Origin of the sequence: Streptomyces stelliscabiei (assembly GCF_014873495.1) — a bacterium.
GTDB lineage: Bacteria > Actinomycetota > Actinomycetes > Streptomycetales > Streptomycetaceae > Streptomyces > Streptomyces bottropensis.
This window is the reverse complement of the sequence record NZ_JADBGF010000001.1, coordinates 1,548,377-1,573,454: the sequence shown is the minus strand read 5'-3', so window position 1 is coordinate 1,573,454 and position 25,078 is coordinate 1,548,377. Positions and strand designations below refer to the sequence as shown.

Sequence of the window (25,078 nt, the reverse complement as noted above, 5' to 3'; positions counted from 1 at the left end):
CGGAAGGCACTGCATGAGCTTTCAACCAAAGGGGTAGTAACGCGGCGGCAATTCGTGGTGACCAACGAACAAAGGGAGGTGTCGTGGACCACATATCCACCGGCGCCGCTTCTGCTCGACATCCGGACATGTACCGCCGCTCCCGACGGCACACCGCATTAACCCCCGTGGAGGCCACGAAGGGCGAGATCCGCCACCGGTCACCACGAGACGAGATACCCGCCGAGGTCGGCGGGTATCTTTGCGTCTCCTCCTATACACCGGCCGCCGACCAGGGGAAACCCGCGTCCCCGGCACCGTCCCCCCACTCCGAGCAGCGGTGGGAGCACCGGTGAGCGCCCACGGGTCCGGCACCGGGGGGACCCGCGAGGACCGGACGCTCGGCGACCTCGTGACGGGCCAACTGCGGCGGCTGTGCCAGGTGTCCGGGCTCGGCCCGTCCGACGCGGACACCTACGCGCACGTACTGACCGACTCCCTCGGAGCGGCGGCCGAGCGGTCCCTGGACCTGCCGCCCCCCTCCCGGAGCTTCCTGTCCGACGACTCCACCCCCGTGGAGTTCTCGCTCTCCTTCGCACCGGACGCGGCCCCCAGGCTGCGGGTGCTGCTGGAGCCGGGATGCGGCGCCGACACCCTTCGCGAGGACGGGCGCACCGGACTGCGCGTCGTCCGGTCCATGGCACGACGCTGGGGCTTCGGCACCGCACAACTCGACGCTCTGGAGGACCTGTTCCTGCCCCCCGACCCGCACGGCCCGCTGGCTCTGTGGATCGCTCTGGAGCTGTGCCCCGGCGGCGTCCCCAGGATGAAGGTGTACCTGAACCCGGCGGCGTCCGGCGCGACGAGAGCCGCCGGGACGATCCGGGAAGCGCTGGACCGGCTCGGCCACCGGCACGCCTTCGACGCGCTGCCCCCGGCCGACGGCTACCCGTTCTTCGCCCTCGACCTGGGGGACTGGGCGGCGCCCCGGGTGAAGATCTACGCCACCCACCACGGGCTGCCGGTGGCAGCCGTCGGCGGCCTGTGCCGGATGGACTCCGGCCCCGACAGCGCGACGCTGGAGGAGTTCCTCCGCACGGCGGGCGGCTTCGGCGACGGAGCAGGGCAGTCCTCGGTCGCGGAGGCCCGGTTCGACCGGCGCCCCGTCCTGACCTGCCACTCCTTCACCCGGACCACCGGCGGTCCCACCGGCTTCACGCTCCACGTCCCGGTCAGGGACTACGCCCGGGACGACGCGCAGGCACTGCGCTGGGCCGGAACCGTCCTCGGCCGCCACGGGCTCGGCACCGACACCCTCGCCCGGTCACTGGCCGCCGTCACCCCCCGGCCGCCGCAGGACGGCGCCGGACTCATCGCCTACGTGGCGCTGGCCCACGAGCAGCACCAGCCTCCCCGGGTGACCACGTACATCTCGTCGGAGGCCTACGAGGTCCGGCCCCCGAACACCCCCTCGGCGGACCGCACCGCACCGTCCCCCGGGCGGCACGAGTCCGGCCCCCGGCACGGCAACGACCAGACATTCAGCAGTACGTCAGGAGCAAGGATCAGCATGGAGCCCTACCGCATCAAGGTCGTCGAGCCCATCGCGCTCACCACCCGGCAACAGCGCGAGGCGGCGCTGGAGCGGGTGCACTACAACCTCTTCGACCTGCGCGCCGAGGAGGTGACCATCGACCTGCTCAGCGACTCGGGCACCGGCGCCATCTCCGCGGCCCAGCTCGCCGCGGGGATGGAGGGCGACGAGTCCTACGCGGGCTCACGCTCCTTCTACCGCTTCCACGAGACCGTGACCGAGCTGACCGGCTACCGGCACATCCTCCCGGCCCACCAGGGACGCGCCGCCGAACGCATCCTGTTCAACACCCTTCTCGAACCCGGCGGCATCGTCCTGGCCAACACCCACTTCGACACCACCCGGGCGAACGTGGAACTCTCCGGGTGTCAGGCCCATGACATCCCGTGCGCCGAGGCCCGCGACCTCGACAGCGAACGCCCCTTCAAGGGCAACATCGACCTCGACAAGCTCCGCACCACACTCGAAGGACCGGACGGCTCCCGCGTCCGCGTGGTGATCATGACGATCACCAACAACGGAGGCGGCGGCCAGCCCGTCTCCATGGAGAACCTCAAGCAGACCGCCGAGATCTGCCGCCGCCACGGCGTCCCCATGATCCTGGACGCCGCCCGGTTCGCCGAGAACGCCTGGCTCGTCACGCGCCACGAAGAGGGCTACCGCGACCGCACACCCCGCCAGGTCGCCGAGGAAGCGTTCCGTCTCGCCGACGGCTGCGTCATGAGCGCCAAGAAGGACGGCATCGTCCACATCGGCGGCTTCATCGGCCTCAACGACCCCGAACTCGCCGAGAAGTGCGAACGCCTCCTCATCGCCACCGAGGGCTTCGCCACCTACGGCGGCCTCGCCGGCCGCGACCTCGACATGATGGCCACCGGCCTGCTGGAGGTGACCGAACCCGCCTACCTCGCCGAACGCGCCGACGTCGCCTCCCACCTCGCCGACCGCGTCCGCTCGGCCGGCGTCGACATCCTCGAACCCCCGGGCCTGCACGCCCTCTACCTCAACGCCGGACGCCTGCTCCCGCACATACCGCCCCACCACTACCCGGGCCACGCCCTCGCCTGCCGCCTCTACCTCGAAGGCGGCATCCGCTCGGCCGAACTCGGCTCCCTCTACCTCGGCGAGGAGGACGAGGACGGCAACCCCACCAAGAGCGCGCCGTACGAACTGGTCCGACTGGCGCTCCCACGCCGCGTCTACACCCGCAGCCACTACGACCACGTCGGCCGGACCCTGGAACAGATCGTCAAGAACGCGGAATCCGTCCACGGCTACCGCATCGTGGAGCAGTCCCCGATCCTGCGGCACTTCCGCGCCAAACTGCAGCCGGTGACCGGCTGACAACCCCGGCCAGGTGACATCGACGCCCCGACGGAGCTGCCCCACCCTCCGCCGGGGCGTCGCGCGCGCCGATCACACGAAGACGAACACCAAGACGCACACCAAGCCGAGACGATGACGAAGACGACCGATACTCACCCCGTCGACCACGAACTCATCCGGGCCGCGACCGACACCGCGCGCACCCGCTGCCGGGGCGACAACCACACCATGGCAGCCGCGGCCCGCGCCCGGGACGGCCGCATCATCACCGCCGTGAACGCCTACCACTTCACCGGAGGCCCCTGCGCCGAACTGGTGCTCATCGGCGCGGCGGCCGCCCAGGGAGCCTACGAACTCGACACCGTCGTCGCCGTGGGCGACCGCGACCGGGGAGTCGTACCGCCCTGCGGCCGATGCCGCCAGGTCCTCCTCGACTACTTCCCCGCCCTGAAGGTCATCGTCGTCGTGGGCGACCACACCCGGACCGTGCCCATTGCCGACCTGCTGCCGGCCGGCTACGTCTGGGCCGACCACCAGCTCGACGCCTAGCGGCCGCAGCACGCGGTGGAACCCACCCGGACCGGCTATCGCGGCAGTGGACGATTCTCGAACAGCACCATCCCGGCCGCCGTGTTGGAGGCGGGCACGTGATAGGCGTCGTGCACACGGCGGATGCGTGGCCCGAGGGCGCCGCGCATGATCAGCCACATGATGAGCTCGATTCCCTCGGAGCCGGCCTCGCGGATGTAGTCCTCCCGGGTCAGCGCCGCCAGCTTCTCCGGGTCGTGCTCGATGGCGTCCAGGTACATCCGGTCGAAGTCCTGGTTGATCAGTCCCGCGCGGGCGCCCGCGAGTTGGTGGGACATGCCGCCGGTACCGAAGACGGCGACCTTGAGGTCCTCGGGGTAGGAGCGGATCGCCTCGCCGAGGGCCCTGCCCAGGGCCAGGCACCGTGCCGCCGTGGGCTGCGGGTACTGGATGACGTTGACCAGGAGGGGGACGACGGCACACGGCCAGCTCTCCCCGGGGTCGGGGCAGTACACCGACAACGGCACGGTCAGACCGTGGTCCACGGCGAGATCCTGGAACACCGTGATGTCGAAGGAGGAGTCGACCAGGCTTTCGATGAGATGGTCGGAGAACTCCGGGGCGCCGACGACGGTCGGGACCGGACGGCTGCCCCATCCTTCGTCCGCCACCTCGTACGAGGCCGCCGCGCCGACCGCGAAGGTCGGTGTGACGGACATGTCGACGGCGTTGGCGTGGTCGTTGTAGACGACCACGGCCACGTCCGGCGTGTGCCGGGCCATCCACGCACGGGCCGGCGCGTACCCGTCGAACAGTGGTCTCCAGTACGGGTCCTCGGTCTTCCCGCGGTCCATCGCCGCACCGATCGACGGCACGTGCGAGGTGGCCAGACCCCAAATCACCTCAGCCAAAGCTCCGCCCTCCCGCTTCCAGTGCCTGAGCGAACTCCTCGGTGGTCATGCCGGTGAACACCCCTCCGAGGTACTGCATGGACTTCTGGTCGAGTACCGCGAGCTTGAACACGTAGAAGATGGAGCCGCCCAGCTCCAGCATCCGTGTCCAGTCCCGGCCCAGGACCGCCTCCCGTTGCTCGGCCGTGAGTCCGTACGCCTCGCAGTACGCGCCCTCGTCCGCGCTGAACCGCACGCGGTTGCCGGCCTCCTTCAACGAGCCGCAGAGCCGGTTCAGCGCCCGGCCCCGACGGTTGTCGGCGGTGTCGAAGACGTAGGTACCCGTGATGTGGGGTGTGCGGCTGGACATGGCCTTCCTCTCCCTCCTCTTCCGCTGTCGTGTCCGGCAACCGCTCAGCGCAGCAGCCCACCGCCGTCGCAGACGAGCGTCTGACCGGTGACCATGGCCCCGTCCGGCGAGGCCAGATACGAGACGAGTCCCGCGAAGTGCTCCGGGGTGACGTACTCCTGGATCGCCTGCTGCCGCATGGTCGCGGCGAACACCTCGTCGCCGGAGTGGGCCCTGGTGCCCGGGGTGGCGACCTGGGCGGGGGCCACCGCGTTGACGGTGATCCCGTGCTCGCCCAGTTCTCGCGCCATCACCCGGGTCACGCCGATCAGCGCACCCTTGCTGGCGACGTAGGCGAGTTGGCCCGGTGAGCCGGTGAAGAAGGTGCGGGAGGCGACGTTGATCACCCGTCCGCGGTGCGCGCTCCTGACCAGCCACGGCACGCACGCCTGCACCATGAGCAGCGGGCCGACGGCGTTGACGGCGAAGAAGCGGTGCATTTCCCGCGGGGTGGCCTCCAGCAGACCGCTCCGGCCGGACAGCAGGCCCGCGTTGTTGACCAGGACGTCCACGCCGCCGAAGGCCTCCGCGATCTCCTCGACGGTACGGCGGGTGGCGGCCGGGTCGCTGACGTCACAACGCCACGCCCGTACGCCGGTGATCCCTGCCCTGTCGTCGAACCCCGCCGTGTCGTCCGGTTCGGTGATGTCCAGGGCGGCGACGGTGAACCCGTCGGCGGCCAGCCGGCGCACGAGGGGCCCGCCGAGTCCGCCCGCCGCGCCCGTGACCACCGCGACCCGAGCGCTCCGCGCGGTCACGGTGCCTTCTCCTGCGGATGGGTGGCCAGGGCCTCCACGGTGATGTCCATCCACTTCCACATCGGCAGGGACACCAGGGCGTCGTGCAGCTCCGCCGGGTCGGCGGCCTCGTACAGGCCGATGGTCGCGTTGCGGCCCGGTACCCGCCACAGCCGTTTCAGGATCCCGGCCTCGCGGAGTTCCCGCGCCCGTGCGCGCTCTCCCTCGCGCAGGCTCGCTCGGACGTCGTCAGGGGTGTCCGGGGGCAGGGTGTTCTCGGTGCGGACGAGGAATTCCATGCGGGTCTCCACCTTTCAGGGCTACAGGCCGGAGCCGGCGACATCCAGCAACATGTCCGCCAGTTCGCCGGGGGCGGTGACCATGGCCTCGTGACCGGTGGCGATCTCGTGGACCGGCCAACCCCGGGCGGCGGCGCGCTCGGCGTGCGGGGTGAACACCCGCATCCAGTCGGTGCATTCGACGAAGACGCCGGGCACGTGGTCGGCCTTTCCGGTCAGCCGCAACGGCTCGGTGTAGGTCAGCCACGGGTGCGGGGTGAGGCGGGGGCCGAGCCAGTCCAGGTCCGACTGTTCCCGCACCCCCAGAACGCTCAGCGAGCGCACCGGGATGAGCCAGCCGAAGCCCGGCCCGGCCACGGACTCCCGGTAGTGGCCGGCGACGGTGGGGGGCAGCAGGCCGATCGCCGCGTCCCCGTCGTCGCCGACGAAGGCGTCGAGGTGGACCCGTCCGGCCAACCGCTCCGGGACACGGTCGGCGACGCCGGTGACGACCTGACCGGCGTAGCTGTGTCCGACGAGCACCACGTCCCGCAGGTCGTGGGCCTCGATCAGGGCCACGACGTCCTGGACGTGCGTAGCGAGGCCCACTTGAGGACCGAGCAGGTGGGCGCGGTCGCTCACTCCGGTGAGAGTGGGGGCGTGCACGTCGTGCCCGGCGGCGCGCAACCGCGCTGCCACACGCTGCCACACCCAACCGCCGTGCCAGGCGCCGTGCAGGAGGACGAAGACGCTCATGCCGACACGCTTCCCCGCTGCTCGCGGGCCAGCATCTTCGCCAGCGCCCGGCGTCCGCGCAGGGCGGCCAGATCGGAGCGGATGCTGGACTCGGCGGTGCCGCCGGGATCGGTGGCGTACATCAACTCCTGGGCCTCCAGGGCGTCGACGTCCTCCTGCATCACCGCCAGCTGCTGCTTGTGCTGGAACTCGGTGAGCTGCTCGTCGTCGATGAGGTAGTCGCGGGCCAGGGCGTAGAAGTCGTGGGTCTCGTTGCCCCGCCCGGGCGTCATGCCATACAGCACCTTCATGTGGAAGCCCTCCGGTTCCTCGGTGCCGGTGGCCGCGACGCGGATGTGGAGGACGAAGATGCCGGGCGGGTGGAACTCGCCGTCCTGCCAGCGGTCCACCGGTGAGGTCAGCCCGCACGACCTCTCGTAGAAGGGCGGGGCCTCGATGCCGACCATGCGGCGGCTGAAGCCGACCCGGTCACCGTCCACGGTGACGTCGATCGGGGTGGCGGCCACGGCCGCGTTGCCGATGCTCGTCGGGTGCAGGAAGGTCTCGTGCGTGAGGTCGAGCAGGTTCTCCACCAGCAACAGGTGGCGCGCCTTCAGCGGTACGACGCCGTGGACGTGGGTCCAGTGCGGGTCGGTCAGCCACGAGGTGTCCGGCAGCAGGCGCGCGTCGGCCAGGTCGGGGTCGCCGGGCCAGATCCAGATGACGCCGTCCTTCTCCACCAGGGGGAAGCGGCGCAGGGCGGCCTTGGGCCGGTCGGCCTGCTCGGCGACGCCGACACACACGCCCTCACCGTCGAAGCGGTAACCGTGGTAGTCGCACTGGAGGGTGCCCTCGTCGTCCAAGTGGCCCAGGGACAGCGGGTACTTGCGGTGCGGACAGCGGTCCTCGACGGCGGTCACGCCGCCGTCGGGCAACCGGTAGAAGCAGACCGGGATGTCCGTGATCCAGCGGCGGGTGAGCGTCCGGCCGATCTCGTCGGACCAGGCTCCCAGGTACCAGCCGTTGCGCACGTGTGAGGAGAGCATGGACGGCAACGCCTTTCTCTTCGAAGTCTTCTTCGGGCGGCGGGTCGAGACCCAGGAGCCAGGTCAGAGGTCCAGGACGAGACGGCCTCCGCGGGCGCGGGAGACGCAGATCAGCATGGTGTCGCCGGCCGCCCGCTCGTCCTCGGTCAGCAGGGCGTCCCGGTGGTCGATGTCGCCCGCCAGCACAGCGGTCTCGCAGGAGCCGCAGATGCCCTCCTCGCAGGAGGACAGGACCGGCACGCCCGCCGCTTCCACGGCCCTGAGCACCGACTGTCCCGGCCGCACGGTGAGCATCACTCCGGACGAGCGCAGCTCCACCTCGAACGGCTCGTCACCCTTGCCGCCACCCTCATCCGAGTGCGACCCGGGGGCCGCGGCGAACCGCTCCACGTTGAGCGCTCCCGCCGGCCAGGTGGCGCAGTGGGCCTCGACAGCGTCGATCAGCCCGGCCGGGCCGCAGCAGTACACCACTGCGGAGGGGTCGGGTTCGCCGAGATGGCCGGCGAGGTCGAGCAGGCCGTACTCGTCCTGCGGCCGTACGGTCACACGCTCGCCGTAGCCCTCCAGCTCGGACAGGAACGCCATGGACGCCCGGCTCCGGCCCCCGTAGAGCAGGGACCAGTCCGCTCCGGCCGCGTGGACCTCGGCGATCATCGGCAGCAGCGGGGTGATGCCGATGCCGCCGGCGACGAACAGGTACCGCGCCGCCTGCCGCAGGGGGAAGTTGTTCCGCGGACCCCGTATCCGCAGCTCGCTCGTCTCGCGGACCTCGTCGTGGATCCACCGCGATCCGCCCCGTCCGTCGGGCTCCCGCAGCACCGCGATGCGCCAGCGGTCGGTGACGGCCGTCGGACCGCACAGCGAGTACTGGCGGACGGTGCCCGTGGGGAGGACCACGTCGATGTGCGCGCCCGGCTGCCAGCGCGGCAGCGGTACGCCGTCGCGCGGTGCGAGCAGCAGGGACGTGACACCGTCCGCCACCGTCTGGCGGGACAGCACGGTGACCGTGCCGTCGTAGTCGGTGCCGCGTGGCGCCGGGGTCGTCGTGGCAACGGCCGTCCCGAGCGGGAGCGCGTCCGGGGCGGCGGTCGACGGGCTCGTCATGCGTGTCATCTCCTCGGCGCGGTCGGTGCTGCGGTGGCACCTTCGACGCTAGTCGCGGGGGAACGCGCAGGTCGTCGCGCTAATGACCGGACCCGGACGGCGGAAGGTCCGGGCCCCACTACGTCATTCGTCGCGCCCGCCGGGCTCCCGGCCGTGCCACGGGGCCTGGTCGAGGTGGATGTGCAGCGGCTGGTCCGTGCTCCACAGCGCTTCCACCACGGCGTGCAGATGCTCCGCGTCGACCCGCCACAGAGGCTCGCCGTACCGGTCGTCCCGTGTGACGCCGTCCGACGGGAAGGCGTCGGTCAGCAGCCCCCGGTGACCGGCGGCACGGTCCTGGGCGTCCGCTCCCCGCGCGAACTTCACGAACAGGGAGGTGCCGCGGAAGGGCACCCAGATGTGCGTGGCCGCGGCGGCCGCGGTCATGCCAGCGTCCCCGTGGTCTCGGGGTAGAGCCGTACGTAGGCCTCGCCCATGGTGCCGTGCGAAAGGCCCAGATTGGGACCGGCGTTGCGCTTGAGCTGGACCCCGCGCCGCTTGGCGAGATCGGTGTAGTAGTCCCACATGTGCTGCTGGGCGGCCAGGCACTCCATGGCCTTGCGCTTCCTGGCGAAGACGCTCGTGATGTCGAGCAGGACGTTCGGCTTGAAGTCGCACTGCTCGGGCTGGTGCGGTTCGAAGAAGAACACCGGGGGAGCACCCAGGGGCTCTCCGGGCGCGTCGTAGCCGATCGCCTGAGCGAGCACACGCGCCTGGAGTGCCATGCGGGCGGCGGCGGGATGGTCGCCGTTGTAGGGGTCGGTGAGGGTGTGCGTGAGGACGACCGCGGGGTTCACCTCCCGGTAGACGTGCACGATGCGGTCCACCAACTCGGGTGTCTCCCGCAGGGGGTAGTCCCCTGCGTCCAGGAACTCGATCTCGGCGCCCAGCGTGGCGGCGGCGTCGGCGGCCTCCGTTCGGCGCAGTCGCTTGATCTCGTCGAGGCCGAGACCGTCCCGCCAGGCTTTGGCGGACTCACCGCGTTCGCCGAAGCTCAGGCACAGCACCTTGGCGCGCTGACCGCGTTCGGCGGCCAGGGCGATGGCGCCGCCGGCACGCCAGACGAAGTCGCCGGCGTGCGCGCTGATCACCAGCAGGGCGTCGTCGGAGGGTGGGGGTGCGGTGAGGGCCATGGGGGCTCCTTGAGTCGGACGGGACCGGGCGGATCGCCATGTCCGCGGGACGGTCGGCGGGTGCCGAGATGTCGGCGGTCTTGAGTGCCGGTGACGGGCCGCCGAGTCGCGTGCCCGCAGACCTGGCGCAAGCAGGTCCTGCACGGGGTTCGGCACGAGGTGCGGCATGAGGCCCGGCACGTGGTTCGGCATGAGATTCGGCAAGTGGTGCGGCGAGTGGTACGGCCGTGAAGCGACGCCGTGTCCGAGGACGAGCATCCGGCGAAGTCGGCCGCAGTGGCTCGACGTTGACACGAGGCGAGCGGGTCGGGACGAGCCGACGACGCGTTGTCACCATATCGCGAATGTTTTTGTTGACAATAGTGTTGACTTCAAGCAATCTCCTGACACCAATCCCGGATCAGACCGGAGGAGACATGCCCAGCCGTCATGTCGTCGTCAGGACCATCGACCGACCGGCCCCGGACGTCGTCGCCCGGCTCGCCGAGGCCGGGGCGTCCACCGTCCACGAGGCCATCGGCCGCCGTGGCTTCGCGGGCCCCGACCTGAAACCGAACCAGCACGATGTGCGGGTGGCGGGCCCGGCGGTGACCGTCAGCTCGCATCCCGGGGACAACCTGATGATCCACGCGGCCGTCGAGGTGTGCCGCCCCGGAGACGTCCTCGTGGTGACCACCACCTCCCCGTCCACGGACGGCATGTTCGGCGAACTGCTGGCGACGTCCCTCGCCGCCCGCGGCGTCATCGGCCTGGTCACGGCGGCCGGGGTGCGCGACACCGTGGAACTGCGGGAGATGGGCTTCCACGTCTGGGCCCGTGCCGTGTCCGCGCAGGGCACGGTGAAGGCGTCCCCGGGCTCGGTCAACGTGCCCGTGACGCTCGGCGGGGTGTCCGTCCGGCCCGGGGACGTCGTCGTCGCCGACGACGACGGTGTGGTCGTCGTACCTCGCGCGGAGGCGGAGGAGGCGGCCGAGCTGGCGGAGAAGCGGATCGCGAAGGAAGCCGTCAACCGGGAGGTCCTGCGTTCGGGGACGCTGGGCGTCGACCACTACGGACTGCGCGCCCGGCTCGCCGAACTCGGCGTCACCTACCAGGACTGACCCCTCGCCCCGCTCCGGAGGTGCCGCGGGAGAGCGGCACCTCCGGCAGTGAACGCCGACCGCGATGCCCGCCTTGGGCCGGCGCAGCCCGCACGACCGCGCGGAACGCACCGGCCCTCCTCGCTCAAGAACCCACGGTGGATGGTGACCAGGCACGATGAGCACTTCCGTTACTCCCCCCAGTACTCCCGCCGCAATCGACGTCACCGGTGCGATCCGGGACGCGGTGCTGCGCGGCGAGTACGTACCGCGTCAGCGCCTGGTCGAGGCGGATCTCTGCGAACAGTTCGGCGTCCGCCGCGCCGGCGTGCGGGCGGCGTTCCAGCAACTGGCGGCGGAGGGGCTGGTGGAGATCCAGCGCAACCGCGGCGCCCGCGTCCGGGAGATCACCTTCGCCGAGGCCGTCCAGATCACCGAGGCCCGCATGGTGCTGGAAGGGCTGATCGCCGCCCGCGCGGCGGAGCGGATCAGCCCGGCGGGGGCCGAGACCTTGCGCGGGATCGGCGCGGAGATGGCCAAGGCGGTGGCCGACGGCGAACTGGCCGCCTACAGCGACCTCAACGCCCGCCTGCACCGCTGTGTACGTGACATCGCCGGCCACGAGACCGCCGACCGGCTCATCGAGCAACTGAGGGCCCAGGTGGTCCGGCACCGGTTCATGCTCTCCCGTGTGCCCGGCCGGGCCCGTGCGTCGCTGCCCCAGCACCAGCGGATCATCGAGGCGATCGTCGCCGGTGACCCCGCGGAGGCCGAGGCCGCCATGCGGGCCCATATCGCCAGTGTGGTCGAGGCGCTGAGGGCCCTGGAGACGAGCAGGACCGCGGAGGGCTGAGAGGCTTCCGCATGTCACCGAGGTCTCCGGCACGTCCGACCACCTCCCTAGGGGCGGCCCACCGCCATGGTGTTCTCTCCGAAGAGGACCCTCGTCTACCCGGGCCGTCGTCCGGGGAACAGCCGTCAGCCTCCCGCCGCACCGGCGTTCTGGACCGCCCTCCTGGCCCAGGCGATTTCGAGCTTGCCCGTCGGCGTGCGGGGCAGCACGTCCGTCAGCACGACGGACCGGGGGACCTTGTAACCGGCGAGGCTGCGCCGGACCCAGTCGCGCAGTTCCTCGCCGGAGGCGGTGGCGGCCGGTCCGACCGCGACGACAGCGGCCACCCGCTCGCCCCATGTCTCGTCGGGGACACCGACGACGACGCAGTCCGTCACCTCGGGGTGCGTCAGCAGCACATCCTCCACTTCCTGCGGGTGGACCTTCTCCCCGCCGGTGTTGATCACACCCGAGCCGCGTCCGAGGAACCTGATCGCGCCGTCGGCCTCGATCTGGGCGAGATCGCCGGGGATGGCGTACCGCACTCCCTCGATGGTGCGGAACGTCCGGGCGCTCTTCCCGGTGTCCTTGTAGTAACCGAGCGGCATGGGCCCGCAGTAGGCGAGGTTCCCGGTCTCACCGCTGCCGGGCTCGACGAAACGGTCCCCTTCGCCGATCACCCTGGCCGCGGGCACCGGACGGAACCGGGTCGGCAACTCCCGTACCGACGAGGTGACGCCAAGGGCGAAGGGGCCGCCCTCGCTGGAGGCGATGGCGTCGACGATCGTGACGTCGGCGCGTTCGTGCAGCGCTTTCTTCAGCCGGTCGTCGAGCGCGGTGCCGGAGCTGATGACCGTGCGCAGGGTACGCAGGTCGTACGGTGTGCCGGTGCCTTCGGCACGCACCAGTTCGTCGACGAGCGGCCGGCAGACGGCGTTGCCCGCGACGAGCAGCGTGTCGACCTCGCGCTCGGCGAGCGTCTGCCAGACGTGGACCGGATCCAGTCCGCCCCGCCGTGCCATGACCGCCCGGCCGCCCACCATCAGGGTCCCCATGGTGTTGAACAGACCGGTGGCGTGCATCAGAGGGACGACCGGCATGGTGGTGGGCGCTCTGCCCTCGTGGCGGGCGGCGACGGCGGTCGACGCGGCTTCGTCGAGCGTTTTCCACAGTTCGGTGACGCCGGCCTGGCGGAGGATCGGGATGGAGTGGAGCAGGTCGCTGAGCTGCCACATCACGCCCTTCGGCTTGCCCGTCGTGCCGCCGGTGTACATGAAGAGCCGGTCCGAGCCGGGCCGGGGCCGGGCCGCGCGGGGTGCGTGCTTGGCGAGCAGCTCCTCCAGCTCGGGCACCGCGGGCCCGGCCGGGCCTTCGGCGGGCGGATCCCCCGCCCTCACGAGCAGCTTCAGCGTCCGTACGTGTCCGGCGGCGTGCGTGACCCGGTCCGCCAGGGCGCCACTGAAGACGAGCGCCACCGCGTCCGCGTCCGTGAGCAGCTCGGACAACTCCTCGCCGGTGTAACGGTAGTTGGCGTTCGCCGGCACGGCGCCGAGCTTGAACGCCGCGAAGACCGTCTCCAGGTACGCGGCGCCGTTGTACAGGTAGCAGGCCACCGTGTCTCCGGCCCGCACCCCGGCGTCCTCCAGCGCGGCGGCCAGCCGTGACGCGCGATCGTCGAACTCCCGGTACGTCAGCTCGCGACCGGGCTCGGCGATGGCGACGGCATCGGGCAGCGCGCGGGAGACGGCCTCCCAGATCGTGCCGATGGACACGTCCATTCCTCGGACCTCCTCGTCCTCGGGGCTCGGACATCAGGCGGCGCGGGCTCGGACCGACCACGCGGCCGAGACCGTCCCACGGGCCTCGCCGGATCCCTTCCGGGGGAGAGCGGGATCCGGCGAGGCGGATGCCCAGGCTAGGCGGGTGCCGTCGGAGGGGGAACGCGAGCAATGACTGAACCCCACCAGGCGCTTCGACAGGCGATGAACAGGTCAAATGACGTAGTACCGGGGTCGGCGCACCGGGCTACGATGCTGCCGTCGGACGGACCCCGACCCTCCATCGATCCCTTCCGCCAGTCCATGCGCCCCCGCCCTCCGGCGCGCCCCCCGTGGGCATGCCCCCATGGGCTCCGTCGCACGCAGCCGATGAGGAGACAGGCCATGCCCGCTGCACGGCTCGTCGAGTGGGGCGATGTCGCCGCCGCGACGGCGGACGGCCTCGCCGTGGTGGACGGCGCCGGCCGTTTCGTCCAGCTGAACCCCGCGGCGGTCGCGCTGTGCGGCGCGCGCCGGGAGACCGACCTGATCGGGGCCCCCGCTCCGTTCGCTCTCACCCAGGAGCCCACCGCCTGCCCGGGGCTGCTGGAGGACCAGCCCGACGAGCAGGTCGTCCACTGGGTGACCGGTTCCGGCACGCGCCGCGAGTTCGCCTACCGGGCCCGCAACCTGCCGGCCGGCCCGAGCCTGAAGGTCGTGTCCTTCCGCGACGTGACGGACGAGGGGCACCGCTACCGCAGGGTCGCCGCCATCGCCCGGACCTCCGTCTCCCTGGCCTCCGAGGGATCACTGGGCTCGACCCTCGACGCCGTCGCCCGGCAGATCGTCCGGACCGACGGACTGGCCGGGGTGCAGATCCTGATCCTGGACAGCACGGGCCGGGAACTGCGGCTGATGGGCTCCGCCGGGCTGCGGCGCTCGGACACGTTCCTCGACCGTCTGCTGGAGTGCCGCGACCGGGGCGCCCGGCTGGTCATGCTCGACACCCTGAAGGAACGCGAACCCATCGTCGTCCCCCACCGATGGGCGGAGATCCGCTCGGACCCGGCCTGGGAACCGCTGCACGACTACCTCGGCGAACTTGCCTGGGACTCCTTCGTCAGCGTGCCGCTGACCGTGCGCGGCCGCGCCGAAGGCGTGCTGAACGCCTACTTCGCGCCGGGCCAGGAGGTCGGCACACGCACGCTGGAGTTCCTCGCCGCCATGGCCGAACAGGCCGCCCTCGCCGTCGACCACGCCACGCTGCTGCAGCGCGAACGCGACGGAGCCCGGCAGGACGAACGCCAGCGCCTGGCCCGTGACCTTCACGACTCGATCGTCCAGCAGGTGTTCTCGATCGGCATGCAGGCCAACGCGGTGGGAGTGCTCGGGACGCGCGGCGCACCGGTGCCCGCCGAGGCCGTCCGGCACTTCGCGGACGAGATCGGAACGCTCTCGCGGACCGTGCTCGCCGACCTGAGGGCGATGGTGCACGAACTGCGCCCGTCCTCCACCGCCGACCTCGGCCTGGAGGAGACGGTGCACACACTCGTCAGGAGCACCGAGAACCGGACCGGTCTGGACTTCCGGCTCCGGTTCGGGCGAGGACTGGACTCGATCGACCCCGAACTCGCCGAGGACGCCTACCGGATCGTCGCGGAGGCCATCCACAACGTGGTCAAACACGCGGAGGCCACCCTCGCCACCGTCCGCATCGGCGTCCACGGCCACACCCTGACCGCGAGCGTCACCGACAACGGCCGCGGACTGCGGGACGCGAGCGAGAGCCCGGTTCCTCCCGAAGGCGACCGGAGCGTCGGTGCGCGGGGAGACGGGGAGGGCTACGGACTGACGACCATGCGGGAAAGGGCGGAACGATGGGGTGGCACCATGAGAATGAGATCGCGCGCTCGGAGGGGCACGACCGTCCGCGTGGTCGTACCCCTGCCCGTACGGGTGCCGGACCCGTCCCCCGAGGACCCGGACAACTCCGCGAACATCCCGCTGACGGTGCGGCTCTGAGCGGCGAGGAGCCCCGGCCGATCCGGGTGCTGATCGTGGACGACCACGCCGTCGTACGCCGTGGCATCCGCGCCTACCTGGAAGTCATGGACGACATGGAGACCGCCGCGGAAGCGGCCGACGGGCAGGAGGCGCTCGCCCGGCTGGACGCGATGGCGGCCCACGGCGAGCTGCCGGACGTGGTGCTGATCGACCTGCTCATGCCCAGGATGGACGGCTCCACCGCGATCGGGCTGATCAGCGAACACCACCCCGGTGTACGGGTCGTGGTGCTCACCAGTTTCGGTGAGATGGAACGCGTCCACGCCGCCCTCGCCCAGGGGGCCGCGGGTTATCTGCTCAAGGACGCGGAGGCCGGCGAGGTGGTCTCCGCGATCCGCGCGGCGGCACGGGGCGAGGTCTTCCTCGACCCCGCGGTGGCCCGAGGGCTCACCCAGGAGATCGTGGCGCCGCCGACCGGGCTCGGCGCGCTCACCGGCCGCGAGCGTGATGTCCTCGTCCTCGTCGCCGAAGGACGGTCCAACCAGCAGATCGCCGACGAACTGGTGATCAGCGAGCGCACGGCCCGCACGCACGTGAGCAATGTGCTCCGCAAGCTCCGCCTCACGTCACGGACCCAGGCGGCGCTGTTCGCCGTACGACAGGGACTGGTCCCGCCACGCGGCTGAGGGCCGCACGGCGCGGATCGGCCCCGCCCAGGGTGACCACCGGGACGAGTGACGCCTCCGACCGCGACACATGTCCCGAACCCGGCAGGGCACAGGACGGTCGCCGAAACAGTCATCGGGCAGATCCTTCGGCGCCCGGAGCGTACCTACGCTCGGGGATACGCCCTACCGACTCCCTGCTCAGGAGGACGACTTGCTCGACGGCCGAGTCGCCCTCGTCACGGGTACGGGCCCGAGGCCTCGGGCGGGCCTACGCCGTGCGCCGGCGGCAGCGCTGACCCGTCCTGATTCTCCTTGACGGTGACGGCGGAGAGGGGGAGCGCGTCCTACCCGGTGAGGACCTTTGTCCGACCTGCCTTGGCCGACCGCTGTGCCGCATCTGCCCGGGCCCGATCCGTAAACGAGCCCACCCTGACAGGGACTGTCGCCGCACTACGTGAGGTCCGCCGGACAAGCCAACTGGACTTCTCGGAGTGCCCGTCGCGCATCGTCGTCCAGGTCTCGCTGTGCCGGCCGTCGTTGTCTGCGCGAGGAGTGATCGTGTTCGTGAGCTGGGTCGGAGGCACGAAGTGGCTCTCTCTGCATAGCGGAGGGCGGTTGCCGTGTTCGGTTGCCTGGAGCGCAATCCTGGCTCCAGGCAACCGAATTCAGGCTCCGGAAGAAGCCCAGCTTCTTCGGCGAGTACGACACCAGGAGGTTCTCCGTCTGCTGGTGGTACAGGATCTGTGTGCTGACCAGCAGAAACGGTGCTCCGCGGGCCATCAGGTGATTCGCTGGCCCGGGGATGGTCCGGATCTTGGTCTGATCGCCGTCGGTAGCGAGGGACTACATGGGTGCGTGAGCTGTCCCAGCAGGTGCGGGAGCCCCACATCGGGAGGTGGTCGGAGGGCAGATGACGCCACGCCGGCTCGGCGCCGCCATGCTCCTCACCATCGTCCTGCTGACGGCCTTCGGCGCGTGCTCCCCGGTGCGCACCGCTTCCAGGAGGCGCAACGTCTGCATCTTGAAGGACATGCGCGTCACCCCCACCTGGAGAATCGCTGGTCAGTAGGGCTGGTGTGACCGTGTTCCGGGGTGCTCGTGCTTGTCGTGGGCGGGAGTCTGCGGAGAAGACCGTCCGTCAGCGGTTGACTTCGAGGTTCGTCGATCCACCCCGTCGTCCAGGAGCCACCTCCCGCCGCATCCAGCGCAAATTCTGGGCGGGGGAAGGGGCCGGGAACGCTAGTCTGCCCCCCCGTGCCCACTGCAGTCCTGGAGATCCAATGGCAGGCGTGCTCCCGCGGCCCAAGCGTAAGAGCACCAAGTCCAAGCCCGAAGTGGCTCCCGAAGAGGTCCCGTACACCGACACGGACCGCAGCGGGGACACCCTGGACCCGGATCTGTCGTCTCTGTGGTGGTACGGCACAGTCGACTCCGCCTTCCGCCCCAAGGGCCGGAACTGGCCCCTCATCTGGGCGTACATCATCGAAGGCGGCGGGTCCACCAAGACCACCAGCGCTACGTCCATGGCCGTCACTGCCGCCCTGGGCGGCTTCCCGGGCGTCGTCTTCGACCTCGACAGCAACATGTCGGCGACCACCGTCCTCGGCTACGACGAGACCGCCCTCAAGGGCAAGAAGACCGCGATCGACCTGCTCTACGGCAGGGCCACCCTGGACGAGGTCGCGCTGCCCGCCCGCTACCGCATCGGCGCCGGCGACGACCCCGAAGAGGACTTCGAGCCCATCGAGAACCTGCGCGTCGTGCCCGGCAGCCCCGCCATGGCCGGCGCGGACCGCGCCCTCGCAGAGGACGCGGACCGCAACGACTGGTTCGCCGAGATCCTGCGCGTCTACAAAGGCGACGACACGGTCCTCTACCTGGACTTCCCGGCGAGCTACGGCAAGATGCCCTACTCCGTGCTGCGCATGCTGGACGAGTTGGACTCCGTCATTCCGTCGATCAAGGCCGACCCCAAGGCCGTCAAGCTGGTCAAGTGGCCATCATCGTCGTCGGAGACGACCGGCGCACCCGCCAGTTGGCGCTGCGCCGCTGGCGTGCTGTGAACAGCGGGCCCGGTTCGAGTAACCGCTGGGAGCCGAGGCAGGGCCGTCCTCCGAACCTCAGGCGGGCAGTGCGCATCTCCCCTTGGTGGCGAGCGCAGTCGCCGTCTGACTGCCTCACCGAGCTGTACGCCGCACTCTGCGTTGCCGCGCCGACTTCCAAGGTGAAAGCCACTCGTTCATACCTGGTCAATTCATGTGAACCTTCGCTCTTTACTGCGTGACCCCCGTAAAATGGTGTGAGCTGCTCGATGCGGAGCCACTGGGGGGTGGGCACGATGGACGAGGCTGCACGCGCATCAGACGATGAGGGACCCGACTCCGCGGCAATACCGCTGCCCGATCCCGAGACGCACCTCTTCGACAGCCTGCTGCAGGGAGCCGCAGGCGAGGCCCGAGGCGCCTACAACAGTCACGACGCCTGGACCGTGCACCTGGGGGGCAGCACCGCGACCTCCCCCGCCGCACGCCTCGTGACCGTGCACGAGGCGCAGCACGCGGCACTCAACGACTGCACCTCCTACGGAATCGCGCTGGCCGTGTACGCCGTCCTGGCGCTGGACGACGACCAGCAGCGCGCGGCACTCCAGCGACTGGTGACATGGTGCCGCGGTGTGCATGAAGCCTTCGCCACCTATCAGAGCCTGTCCCTGGTGGCTGACGGCGACCCCGCGATGCTGGCGGGATATCCCGCGTATCAGCGGTACTACAAGGCCGCGGCCGGCCTCGCCCAGCGCACCACGCACAAGCGTCTGCAGGAGCTGGCGGTGGAGACGACCGCACGTGTGTGCATGCAGACCCCCGCGCTGGAGCGTGTGCTTGAGGCCGGTCTGAGTCCCGAATCCACGAGCGGTATTCCGCGTTTCGAGCGCCCCGACGAGCGGTTTCGGCTCGTTCAGGCCCACGCGGACGGCGACTTCTGGACTGCGGCGTGGGACAGGTGCCGAAGCGAAGCAGGCGCCGGCTGGACGCGCCTGCTGGATGCCGAGGCCCCGGACGACCCAGCGGTCTGGCAGGCCGTCACTCACGCCTTGCACGACCAGATGGCAGGTCTGCTCGGTAGATATGACGCGACCGTGCTGGCCTACGACGAACACCGCGAGTTCACCGCGCGTGCCATCGACACATTGCAGGCTCGGGCTCCTCATCACACCGGCAGGCTGCTCGCGTCACAGGATTCGGCCGAGGTCGACGTCGAGGCCTACGAAGTGTGGCGCCGCGAACGTCTTGTCGTGCGCGAGGTACCACGGCGGGCCGTCATACGGACACTGCGGGACCTGGCGGTCGCCGGCCGAGCTGCTCTGGTCTCCGGCGACGGCGAGCGCGCGCATGTGTTCGGCACCGCGCGGCCGGCCTTCCGGCTCCTTCAGCAGTTCGCCTTCTCCGCCAGGGACCGCGTCACCCTCGCAGACAAGGGTGCCGAGACCGTGGTGGTCCTGCGCACGATCGACGACGACGGAGAGGTCGAGTGCACACTGCTCGCCGACCCGGGCGAACTGGCCATGGTGTGCTCGGCGATGCCCGGGCGCAAGGCCGTACTGATCAATGTGGCGCTGTCCTCGCTCGGGGACATCCCCTGGCGTGACCGGTGGTCCGACGTGCTCACGCGCACCCGAGTCACCGGCCTTGTCGACCTCGCGCCGTTGGCTCAGTTCGACCTGTGGCGGGACACGGGTGAGACGCTCACCTACGCACAGGCCACCGTCCGCGACGGCACCGACGAACCCGCCGCACTGTTCGCCTGCGTGGTCGGCGACACCAACCTGCGGCTGCTGCTGCCCTGTTCGGACACCATGGGCGACGTACTGGCCAATTACCTGGCCACGCACTACCCCGCTGCCCGCTTCGATCCCACCGTGCTGACGGACGCGAGCACCATCGTGGAGGCGACGGTCAGTCACCTCCTGGCCGAGGAGCACCACTTCGATGTATCCGCGTACCACTGGAAGGACGGCCGCGCATGAGCCAGGAGATCGCCCCGTTTCTGCTCATGCGCAAGGGTGGCGAGGGAGCCGTGGTCACCCAGGAGGAGCTTCGCTCCCTCTGGTTCGACCTGCTTCCTGACGACTACTCCTCGGAGGTCGGCTGCGCGGCCTTCCTCGACGGAGTGGCCCATGCCGTCGCACACGACGCCCCCGACACAGAGCTCGAAATCCGTCCCGGGGGCTGGGAGGTGGACCTGAGCCAGGGGGCCGCACGGACGGCCGTGGCCATGGCCTTCGTCGCCGGGCTCCTGGTCCTCCTGGGCGCACCGCAGGTCGCGCCTGCCGTCGTCACCACGGTCGTGCCCCTGCTCTTCGACGTGCGCCGCGTTCGCCTGAGCGAAAGCCAGGGCTGTGTACTGGCCGAACTCGTCCGCCACCCTGATGTCGTGGAGGGCAGGCTCACCCCGGAAGAGATGCACGCCCTGCTGCCGGCAGCCGTCCGCGCCGACTTCTCCCTCCTCGATCTGCAGGACTTCCTCGGGGTCTGCCGGCGCGCCGGCGTCGCCGACTTCTCCGAGGACGGCACCGCTGCGGTCCGCCCCGAGGCCCAGGCGCGCTTCCGGGTCACCATCCTGTGAGACGCCGGGCTCATCGGCCGCACGGTGTGGTGGTGAACCGTACCGGGGCAACGATTTCACGGGGCGGGGGGAACTTGCCGTTGAGAGCGCGTCGTCCCAACAACGGTGGGTGACTTGAAGGACGGTCAGCCCGAAGGCTGACCATGCTCTGAGGAACGTCTTGGTCAGCGGCATCGGTCACTCGTACGGTGGACGCCGTATTGGGTTGCCTGGAGCGTAACGACACCTCCAGGCAACCGACGTCAGACTCTAGAAGAACCCAAGTTTCTTTGGACTGTATGAAACTAGAACGTTCTTCGTCTGCTGGTAGTGGTCCAGCATCATCTTGTGCGTCTCACGGCCGATGCCCGAACCCTTGTACCCGCCGAAAGCGGCGTGGGCCGGGTAGGCGTGGTAGCAGTTGGTCCAGACGCGGCCCGCCTGGATGGCACGGCCCGCGCGGTACGCCGTGTTGGTGTCCCGCGTCCAGACCCCCGCCCCCAGGCCGTACAACGTCTCGTTCGCGATCTTGATGGCGTCGTCGAAGTCGTCGAACGACGTCACGGAGACGACCGGGCCGAAGATCTCCTCCTGGAAGATCCGCATACGGTTGTGGCCCTCGAAGATCGTCGGCTGGACGTAGTAGCCCCCCTTCAACTCGCCCTCGTGCTCGATGCGTTCACCACCGGTGAGGACCTTCGCGCCCTCCTGCCGACCGATGTCCAGATAGGACAGGATCTTCTCCAGCTGATCGTTGGAGGCCTGAGCACCGATCATGGTGTCGGTGTCCAGCGGATGCCCCGTCCTGATCTGCTCCGTGCGGGCGACGGCCGCCTCCATGAACTCGGCGTAGTTGCCGCGCTGGACCAGCGCACGCGAGGGACAGGTGCACACCTCGCCCTGGTTGAGCGCGAACATCGTGAAGCCTTCGAGCGCCTTGTCACGGAAGTCGTCGTTCGCCGACCACACGTCGTCGAAGAAGATGTTCGGCGACTTGCCACCGAGTTCGAGCGTCACCGGCGTGATGTTCTCCGAGGCGTACTGCATGATCAGGCGCCCGGTCGTCGTCTCGCCCGTGAACGCCACCTTCGCCACCCGGGGACTCGACGCCAACGGCTTGCCCGCCTCGACCCCGAACCCGTTGACGATGTTCAGCACACCCGGGGGCAGCAGATCCGCCACCAGACTCAGCCAGACATGGATGGACGCCGGGGTCTGCTCGGCCGGCTTCAGCACGACCGCGTTGCCCGCCGCCAGCGCGGGAGCAAGCTTCCAGGTCGCCATCAGGATCGGGAAGTTCCACGGAATGATCTGTGCGACCACACCCAGCGGCTCATGGAAGTGGTACGCAACCGTGTCGTCGTCCAGCTCCGCCAGCGAACCCTCCTGCGCGCGGACCGCCCCCGCGAAGTACCGGAAGTGGTCGATCGCGAGCGGGATGTCGGCGGCCAGCGTCTCCCGCACCGGCTTGCCGTTCTCCCAGCTCTCCGCGACCGCCAGCAGCTCCAGGTTCGCCTCCATCCGGTCGGCGATCCTGCGCAGGACGTTCGAACGCTCTGTCACGGACGCACGCCCCCAGCCGGGCGCCGCCGCGTGCGCCGCGTCCAACGCGCGCTCCACGTCCTCGCTCGTGCCCCGCGCGATCTCGGTGAACGGCAGCCCGTTCACCGGACTCGGGTTCTCGAAGTACTGCCCGCGCGCCGGCGGCACGTACTCACCCCCGATGAAATGGTCGTAACGCGCCTCGAAGGAGACGACCGCGCCGTCCGTACCGGGCGCTGCGAAACGGGTCATGAGTACCTGCCTCCCGAGAAGCGCCACCCGCCGTTGGGCGGCTCTCGCGAGGAGGCTAGGAACTGGAATGTTGCAACGACGTTGCGCCCCCGCCCCGCCCCGCCCCGCCCCGCCCCGCCCCGCCCCGCCCCGCCCCGCCCCGCCCCGCCCCGCCCCGCCCCGCCCCGCCCCGCCCCGCCCCGCCCCGCCCCGCCCCGCCCCGCCCCGCCCCGCCCCGCCCCGCCCCGCCCCGCGCCCGTCGACAGCCGTGGCCGCCGCACGGGGTACGCCAGCCGTCACCTCAGTTCCCCCCGGCCGCCCTCCGCGCACCTCTCAGGTACGCCGAAGGTGTCCCCACCCGGATGGTGCCGACAGCTCAGACTCCAGCTCGCGCAGCCTGGACCGGACCGCCGGGCTCGGTCGTACGGTTGCCAGCGCCCGCCACACCTCCAGGTCGTCCTCGCCCCAGGGGGCGTGCGCCCAGTCCGCCAGCAGGTCGGGATCACGGCGGGCTATCAGGGCGGTGCGCAACCCGTCGGCGAGTCGGTGCCGCAGCCGCACGACGGCCGGCGCCTGTGAACCCGGCAGTACCGGCCCTGCGTACGCCGACGCCGCAGCCGTCACCGCGCCCGTCTCCAACCTCCGTTCCACGATCGCCACATCGGTCTCGACCGGCACCATGAGCCGGTACGGCCGCGACCCCAGCAACCCCGGCCCGAGCAGCCGCCGCAGCCGGGCCAGTTCGGCCCGCAGGGTCACCGGCGTCACCGACTCGTCCTCGTACAGCGCGCAGAGCAGCTCGTCTCCGGACAGGCCCTCCGGGTGCCGTGCGAGCAGCACCAGGATCTCGCTGTGCCGACGGCTGAGCCTGATCTTCCGTCCGCCGACGACGAGTTGCGCCTCGTCCCGCCCCAGTGCCGCCAGTTCGAGCGCGTCGGCGGGCGCCCCGGGAGGGGCGAGCAGCGCGAGCTGGGACTCGGCTGCCCTGGCCACCGCCTGGACGAAGCCGAGGCTGTGCGGGTGTGCCAGGCCGTCCCCGCCGGTGATGTCGACCGCGCCGAGCACCCGGCCGGTGCGCGGATCGTGCACCGGCGCCGCCGCACACGTCCACGGCTGCACCCGCCGTATGAAGTGCTCGGCCGCGAACACCTGCACCGGCCGGTCCAGGGCGACCGCGGTGCCCGGCGCGTTCGTGCCGACCACGGACTCCGCCCAGCGCGCGCCCGGCACGAAGTTCATCCCGTCCGCCCGCCGTCTGGTCGCGGCATCCCCCTCCACCCACAGCAGCCGGCCCTGCGCGTCGCACACGGCCAGCAGATGCTCGCCGTCCGACGCGAACGTGCCCAACAACTCCCGGATCAACGGCATGACCCGGGCCAGTGGATGTTCCGCACGGTAGGAGCCGAGGTCGCCGTCCGTCAGTTCCACCCGTGCGGTGCCCTCCGGCCCGACTCCCGCTCTCGCCGAACGCCGCCACGAGTCCGCCACCACCGAACGCACCGGCCGTGCCACCGTGCCCTGCAGCGTGAACACCTCGTGTGCGCGGCGCAGCACCCGCACCCGCTCGACGGGGTCGGTTCCCGGCTCCAGGGCCACCCATGGATCGCTCAACTCGGCCTCCCCGGAGAGCATGCACCGCCGGAACCATCGTCACCGCCGAACACCCGCCCGACAAGCCACGCGACCCCGCCGCTCGCCTCGGACGCCGAACCCGCTCGCTTCGGAGGGCGAACCCGCTCGCTTCGGAGGGCGAACCCGCTCGCCTCGGACGGCGAACCCGGTCACCGCGGATGCGGAACCCGGTCGGCGCCGCGCCCGGACCGCGGCTTCCCGGACGTCCGACCGCGCCGGTCCCGGCGATGCCGGACAGAGTCGACCCGACGAGGTCGGACGGCGTCGGCCAGACGAATTCAGGCGGATGTGATCAGTCGAGGTCAGGCGGATGTGACCAGGCGTATATAGCGGTCCCAGTCCCAGTGCGGCCCCGGATCGGTGTGGTCGGTGCCCGGCACCTCGTGGTGACCGATGATGTGGGCGCGGTCCTTCGGTATGCCGTACGTGTCGCAGATCGCCGAAGTGAGCTTCGCCGACTGCTCGTACAGGGCGGCGGTGAAGTATTCGGGCCGGTCCACCCAGCCCTCGTGCTCGATGCCTATGCTGCGGGCGTTGTAGTCCCAGTCGCCCGCGTGCCAGGCGATGTCGCGCTCACGGACGCACTGGGTGACTCGCCCGTCGCCCGAGCGCAGCACATAGTGCGCGGAGACCTGTTTCGCCGGGTTCCAGAAGACGGGCATGGTGTTCTTGTACGTGGTCTGCGTCACGTGGATGATCACGAGGTCGATGGGCCGGTCGGCCGGTCGGTCGGCCGAGGTGTAGTTGGCGGCGCTCGCCGGTTCCCACAGGGCCGGCGCGCGGTCGACGGGAGGGGGCTGGGTGTCGGCCCGCGGGCTCGGGAGCAGGACGTAGGGGATCGCGCCGAAGGCGGTGCCCCGCAGGAGCCGGCGCCTGCTCGGCGTCGGCCTGGCTCGCTCCATCTGGGTCCGCCTTTCAGGGGGATCGCGCTCT

The 25,078-nt window shown here is 70.7% G+C and carries 23 protein-coding genes; 10 read left to right on the top strand and 13 right to left on the bottom strand.

All coding sequences use genetic code 11. From position 1 onward, the window contains the following. The first annotated feature begins 331 nt into the window (after positions 1 to 331). Positions 332 to 2,917, top strand: coding sequence for a tryptophanase (locus tag H4687_RS06810; protein ID WP_050398136.1), 2,586 nt, complete (start codon positions 332 to 334; stop codon positions 2,915 to 2,917). 114 nt (positions 2,918 to 3,031) lie between these two features. Then, positions 3,032 to 3,448, top strand: a complete 417-nt coding sequence (locus tag H4687_RS06805) for a cytidine deaminase family protein (RefSeq protein WP_046912909.1) — start codon at positions 3,032 to 3,034, stop codon at positions 3,446 to 3,448. A gap of 35 nt (positions 3,449 to 3,483) precedes the next feature. Here H4687_RS06805 and H4687_RS06800 read toward each other — a convergent pair whose 3' ends face one another. The 9 genes from H4687_RS06800 to H4687_RS06760 form a co-directional block, all read right to left on the bottom strand. Next, entirely contained in the window at positions 3,484 to 4,329 is an 846-nt protein-coding gene (locus H4687_RS06800; RefSeq protein ID WP_199813382.1) for a class III extradiol dioxygenase subunit beta, read from the bottom strand. Position 4,330: 1 nt separating this feature from the next. Beyond that, a complete protein-coding gene (locus H4687_RS06795; RefSeq protein WP_005475218.1) occupies positions 4,331 to 4,687 on the bottom strand; it encodes a protocatechuate 4,5-dioxygenase subunit alpha in 357 nt (118 codons plus the stop codon). Positions 4,688 to 4,731: 44 nt separating this feature from the next. After that, complete coding sequence (locus H4687_RS06790) at positions 4,732 to 5,484, bottom strand: SDR family NAD(P)-dependent oxidoreductase (RefSeq protein ID WP_046912907.1); 753 nt, start codon at positions 5,482 to 5,484, stop codon at positions 4,732 to 4,734. Beyond that, the gene (locus H4687_RS06785; RefSeq protein WP_020114550.1) at positions 5,481 to 5,762 is read right to left on the bottom strand and encodes a muconolactone Delta-isomerase family protein; all 282 of its coding nucleotides are present in this window, start codon (positions 5,760 to 5,762) and stop codon (positions 5,481 to 5,483) included. The genes H4687_RS06790 and H4687_RS06785 overlap by 4 nt, the downstream gene beginning before the upstream one ends. 21 nt (positions 5,763 to 5,783) lie before the next feature. Continuing rightward, entirely contained in the window at positions 5,784 to 6,497 is a 714-nt protein-coding gene (locus tag H4687_RS06780; protein WP_046912906.1) for an alpha/beta hydrolase, read from the bottom strand. Next, on the bottom strand, positions 6,494 to 7,522 hold the full coding sequence (locus H4687_RS06775) for an aromatic ring-hydroxylating dioxygenase subunit alpha (protein ID WP_046912905.1): 1,029 nt from the start codon (positions 7,520 to 7,522) through the stop codon (positions 6,494 to 6,496). Before H4687_RS06775 ends, H4687_RS06780 begins: the two co-directional genes overlap by 4 nt. 63 nt (positions 7,523 to 7,585) lie before the next feature. Further along, positions 7,586 to 8,626 (bottom strand): PDR/VanB family oxidoreductase, encoded by a 1,041-nt coding sequence (locus tag H4687_RS06770; protein ID WP_046912904.1) that lies wholly within the window; start codon positions 8,624 to 8,626, stop codon positions 7,586 to 7,588. A gap of 123 nt (positions 8,627 to 8,749) precedes the next feature. Further along, positions 8,750 to 9,052, bottom strand: coding sequence for a hypothetical protein (locus H4687_RS06765; RefSeq protein ID WP_046912903.1), 303 nt, complete (start codon positions 9,050 to 9,052; stop codon positions 8,750 to 8,752). Beyond that, on the bottom strand, positions 9,049 to 9,798 hold the full coding sequence (locus H4687_RS06760) for a PIG-L deacetylase family protein (RefSeq protein ID WP_046912902.1): 750 nt from the start codon (positions 9,796 to 9,798) through the stop codon (positions 9,049 to 9,051). Before H4687_RS06760 ends, H4687_RS06765 begins: the two co-directional genes overlap by 4 nt. Before the next feature lie 416 nt (positions 9,799 to 10,214). Here H4687_RS06760 and H4687_RS06755 point away from each other — a divergent pair, with 416 nt between their 5' ends. Together H4687_RS06755 and H4687_RS06750 are read left to right on the top strand one after the other, a co-directional pair. Beyond that, positions 10,215 to 10,898: a 4-carboxy-4-hydroxy-2-oxoadipate aldolase/oxaloacetate decarboxylase gene (locus tag H4687_RS06755; RefSeq protein WP_046912901.1), complete on the top strand. Its 684-nt coding sequence runs from the start codon at positions 10,215 to 10,217 to the stop codon at positions 10,896 to 10,898. Positions 10,899 to 11,055: 157 nt separating this feature from the next. Then, on the top strand, positions 11,056 to 11,730 hold the full coding sequence (locus H4687_RS06750) for a GntR family transcriptional regulator (RefSeq protein ID WP_046912900.1): 675 nt from the start codon (positions 11,056 to 11,058) through the stop codon (positions 11,728 to 11,730). A gap of 125 nt (positions 11,731 to 11,855) precedes the next feature. Here the strand turns inward: H4687_RS06750 and H4687_RS06745 are convergent, their stop codons facing one another. Then, positions 11,856 to 13,487: an AMP-binding protein gene (locus H4687_RS06745; protein ID WP_046912899.1), complete on the bottom strand. Its 1,632-nt coding sequence runs from the start codon at positions 13,485 to 13,487 to the stop codon at positions 11,856 to 11,858. 384 nt (positions 13,488 to 13,871) lie between these two features. Between H4687_RS06745 and H4687_RS06740 the strand changes: the two genes are divergently transcribed. The 6 genes from H4687_RS06740 to H4687_RS06715 all read left to right on the top strand — a co-directional run bounded on the left by H4687_RS06740 (position 13,872) and on the right by H4687_RS06715 (position 20,761). Beyond that, complete coding sequence (locus tag H4687_RS06740; protein ID WP_046912898.1) at positions 13,872 to 15,488, top strand: sensor histidine kinase; 1,617 nt, start codon at positions 13,872 to 13,874, stop codon at positions 15,486 to 15,488. A 26-nt stretch (positions 15,489 to 15,514) separates the two neighbouring features. Beyond that, positions 15,515 to 16,156 carry a response regulator gene (locus tag H4687_RS06735; RefSeq protein WP_046912897.1) on the top strand — a complete coding sequence of 214 codons (642 nt, stop codon included), beginning with the start codon at positions 15,515 to 15,517 and terminating at the stop codon, positions 16,154 to 16,156. An 892-nt stretch (positions 16,157 to 17,048) separates the two neighbouring features. Further along, positions 17,049 to 17,207 carry a hypothetical protein gene (locus H4687_RS06730; RefSeq protein ID WP_159026062.1) on the top strand — a complete coding sequence of 53 codons (159 nt, stop codon included), beginning with the start codon at positions 17,049 to 17,051 and terminating at the stop codon, positions 17,205 to 17,207. 211 nt (positions 17,208 to 17,418) lie between these two features. Further along, on the top strand, positions 17,419 to 18,201 hold the full coding sequence (locus tag H4687_RS06725) for a ParA family protein (protein ID WP_225966622.1): 783 nt from the start codon (positions 17,419 to 17,421) through the stop codon (positions 18,199 to 18,201). 275 nt (positions 18,202 to 18,476) lie between these two features. After that, a complete protein-coding gene (locus H4687_RS06720) occupies positions 18,477 to 20,162 on the top strand; it encodes a hypothetical protein (RefSeq protein ID WP_159026061.1) in 1,686 nt (561 codons plus the stop codon). Continuing rightward, entirely contained in the window at positions 20,159 to 20,761 is a 603-nt protein-coding gene (locus tag H4687_RS06715; protein ID WP_046912895.1) for a BTB/POZ domain-containing protein, read from the top strand. Before H4687_RS06720 ends, H4687_RS06715 begins: the two co-directional genes overlap by 4 nt. Positions 20,762 to 21,010: 249 nt before the next feature. Here H4687_RS06715 and adh read toward each other — a convergent pair whose 3' ends face one another. From adh to H4687_RS06700, 3 genes are all read right to left on the bottom strand, one after another. After that, positions 21,011 to 22,534, bottom strand: a complete 1,524-nt coding sequence (gene adh, locus H4687_RS06710) for an aldehyde dehydrogenase (RefSeq protein ID WP_050398137.1) — start codon at positions 22,532 to 22,534, stop codon at positions 21,011 to 21,013. 312 nt (positions 22,535 to 22,846) lie between these two features. Further along, positions 22,847 to 24,145, bottom strand: a complete 1,299-nt coding sequence (locus H4687_RS06705) for a GAF domain-containing protein (RefSeq protein WP_046912577.1) — start codon at positions 24,143 to 24,145, stop codon at positions 22,847 to 22,849. Between the two features lie 302 nt (positions 24,146 to 24,447). Continuing rightward, positions 24,448 to 25,047, bottom strand: a complete 600-nt coding sequence (locus H4687_RS06700; RefSeq protein ID WP_046912578.1) for an N-acetylmuramoyl-L-alanine amidase — start codon at positions 25,045 to 25,047, stop codon at positions 24,448 to 24,450. Positions 25,048 to 25,078 lie beyond the last annotated feature (31 nt).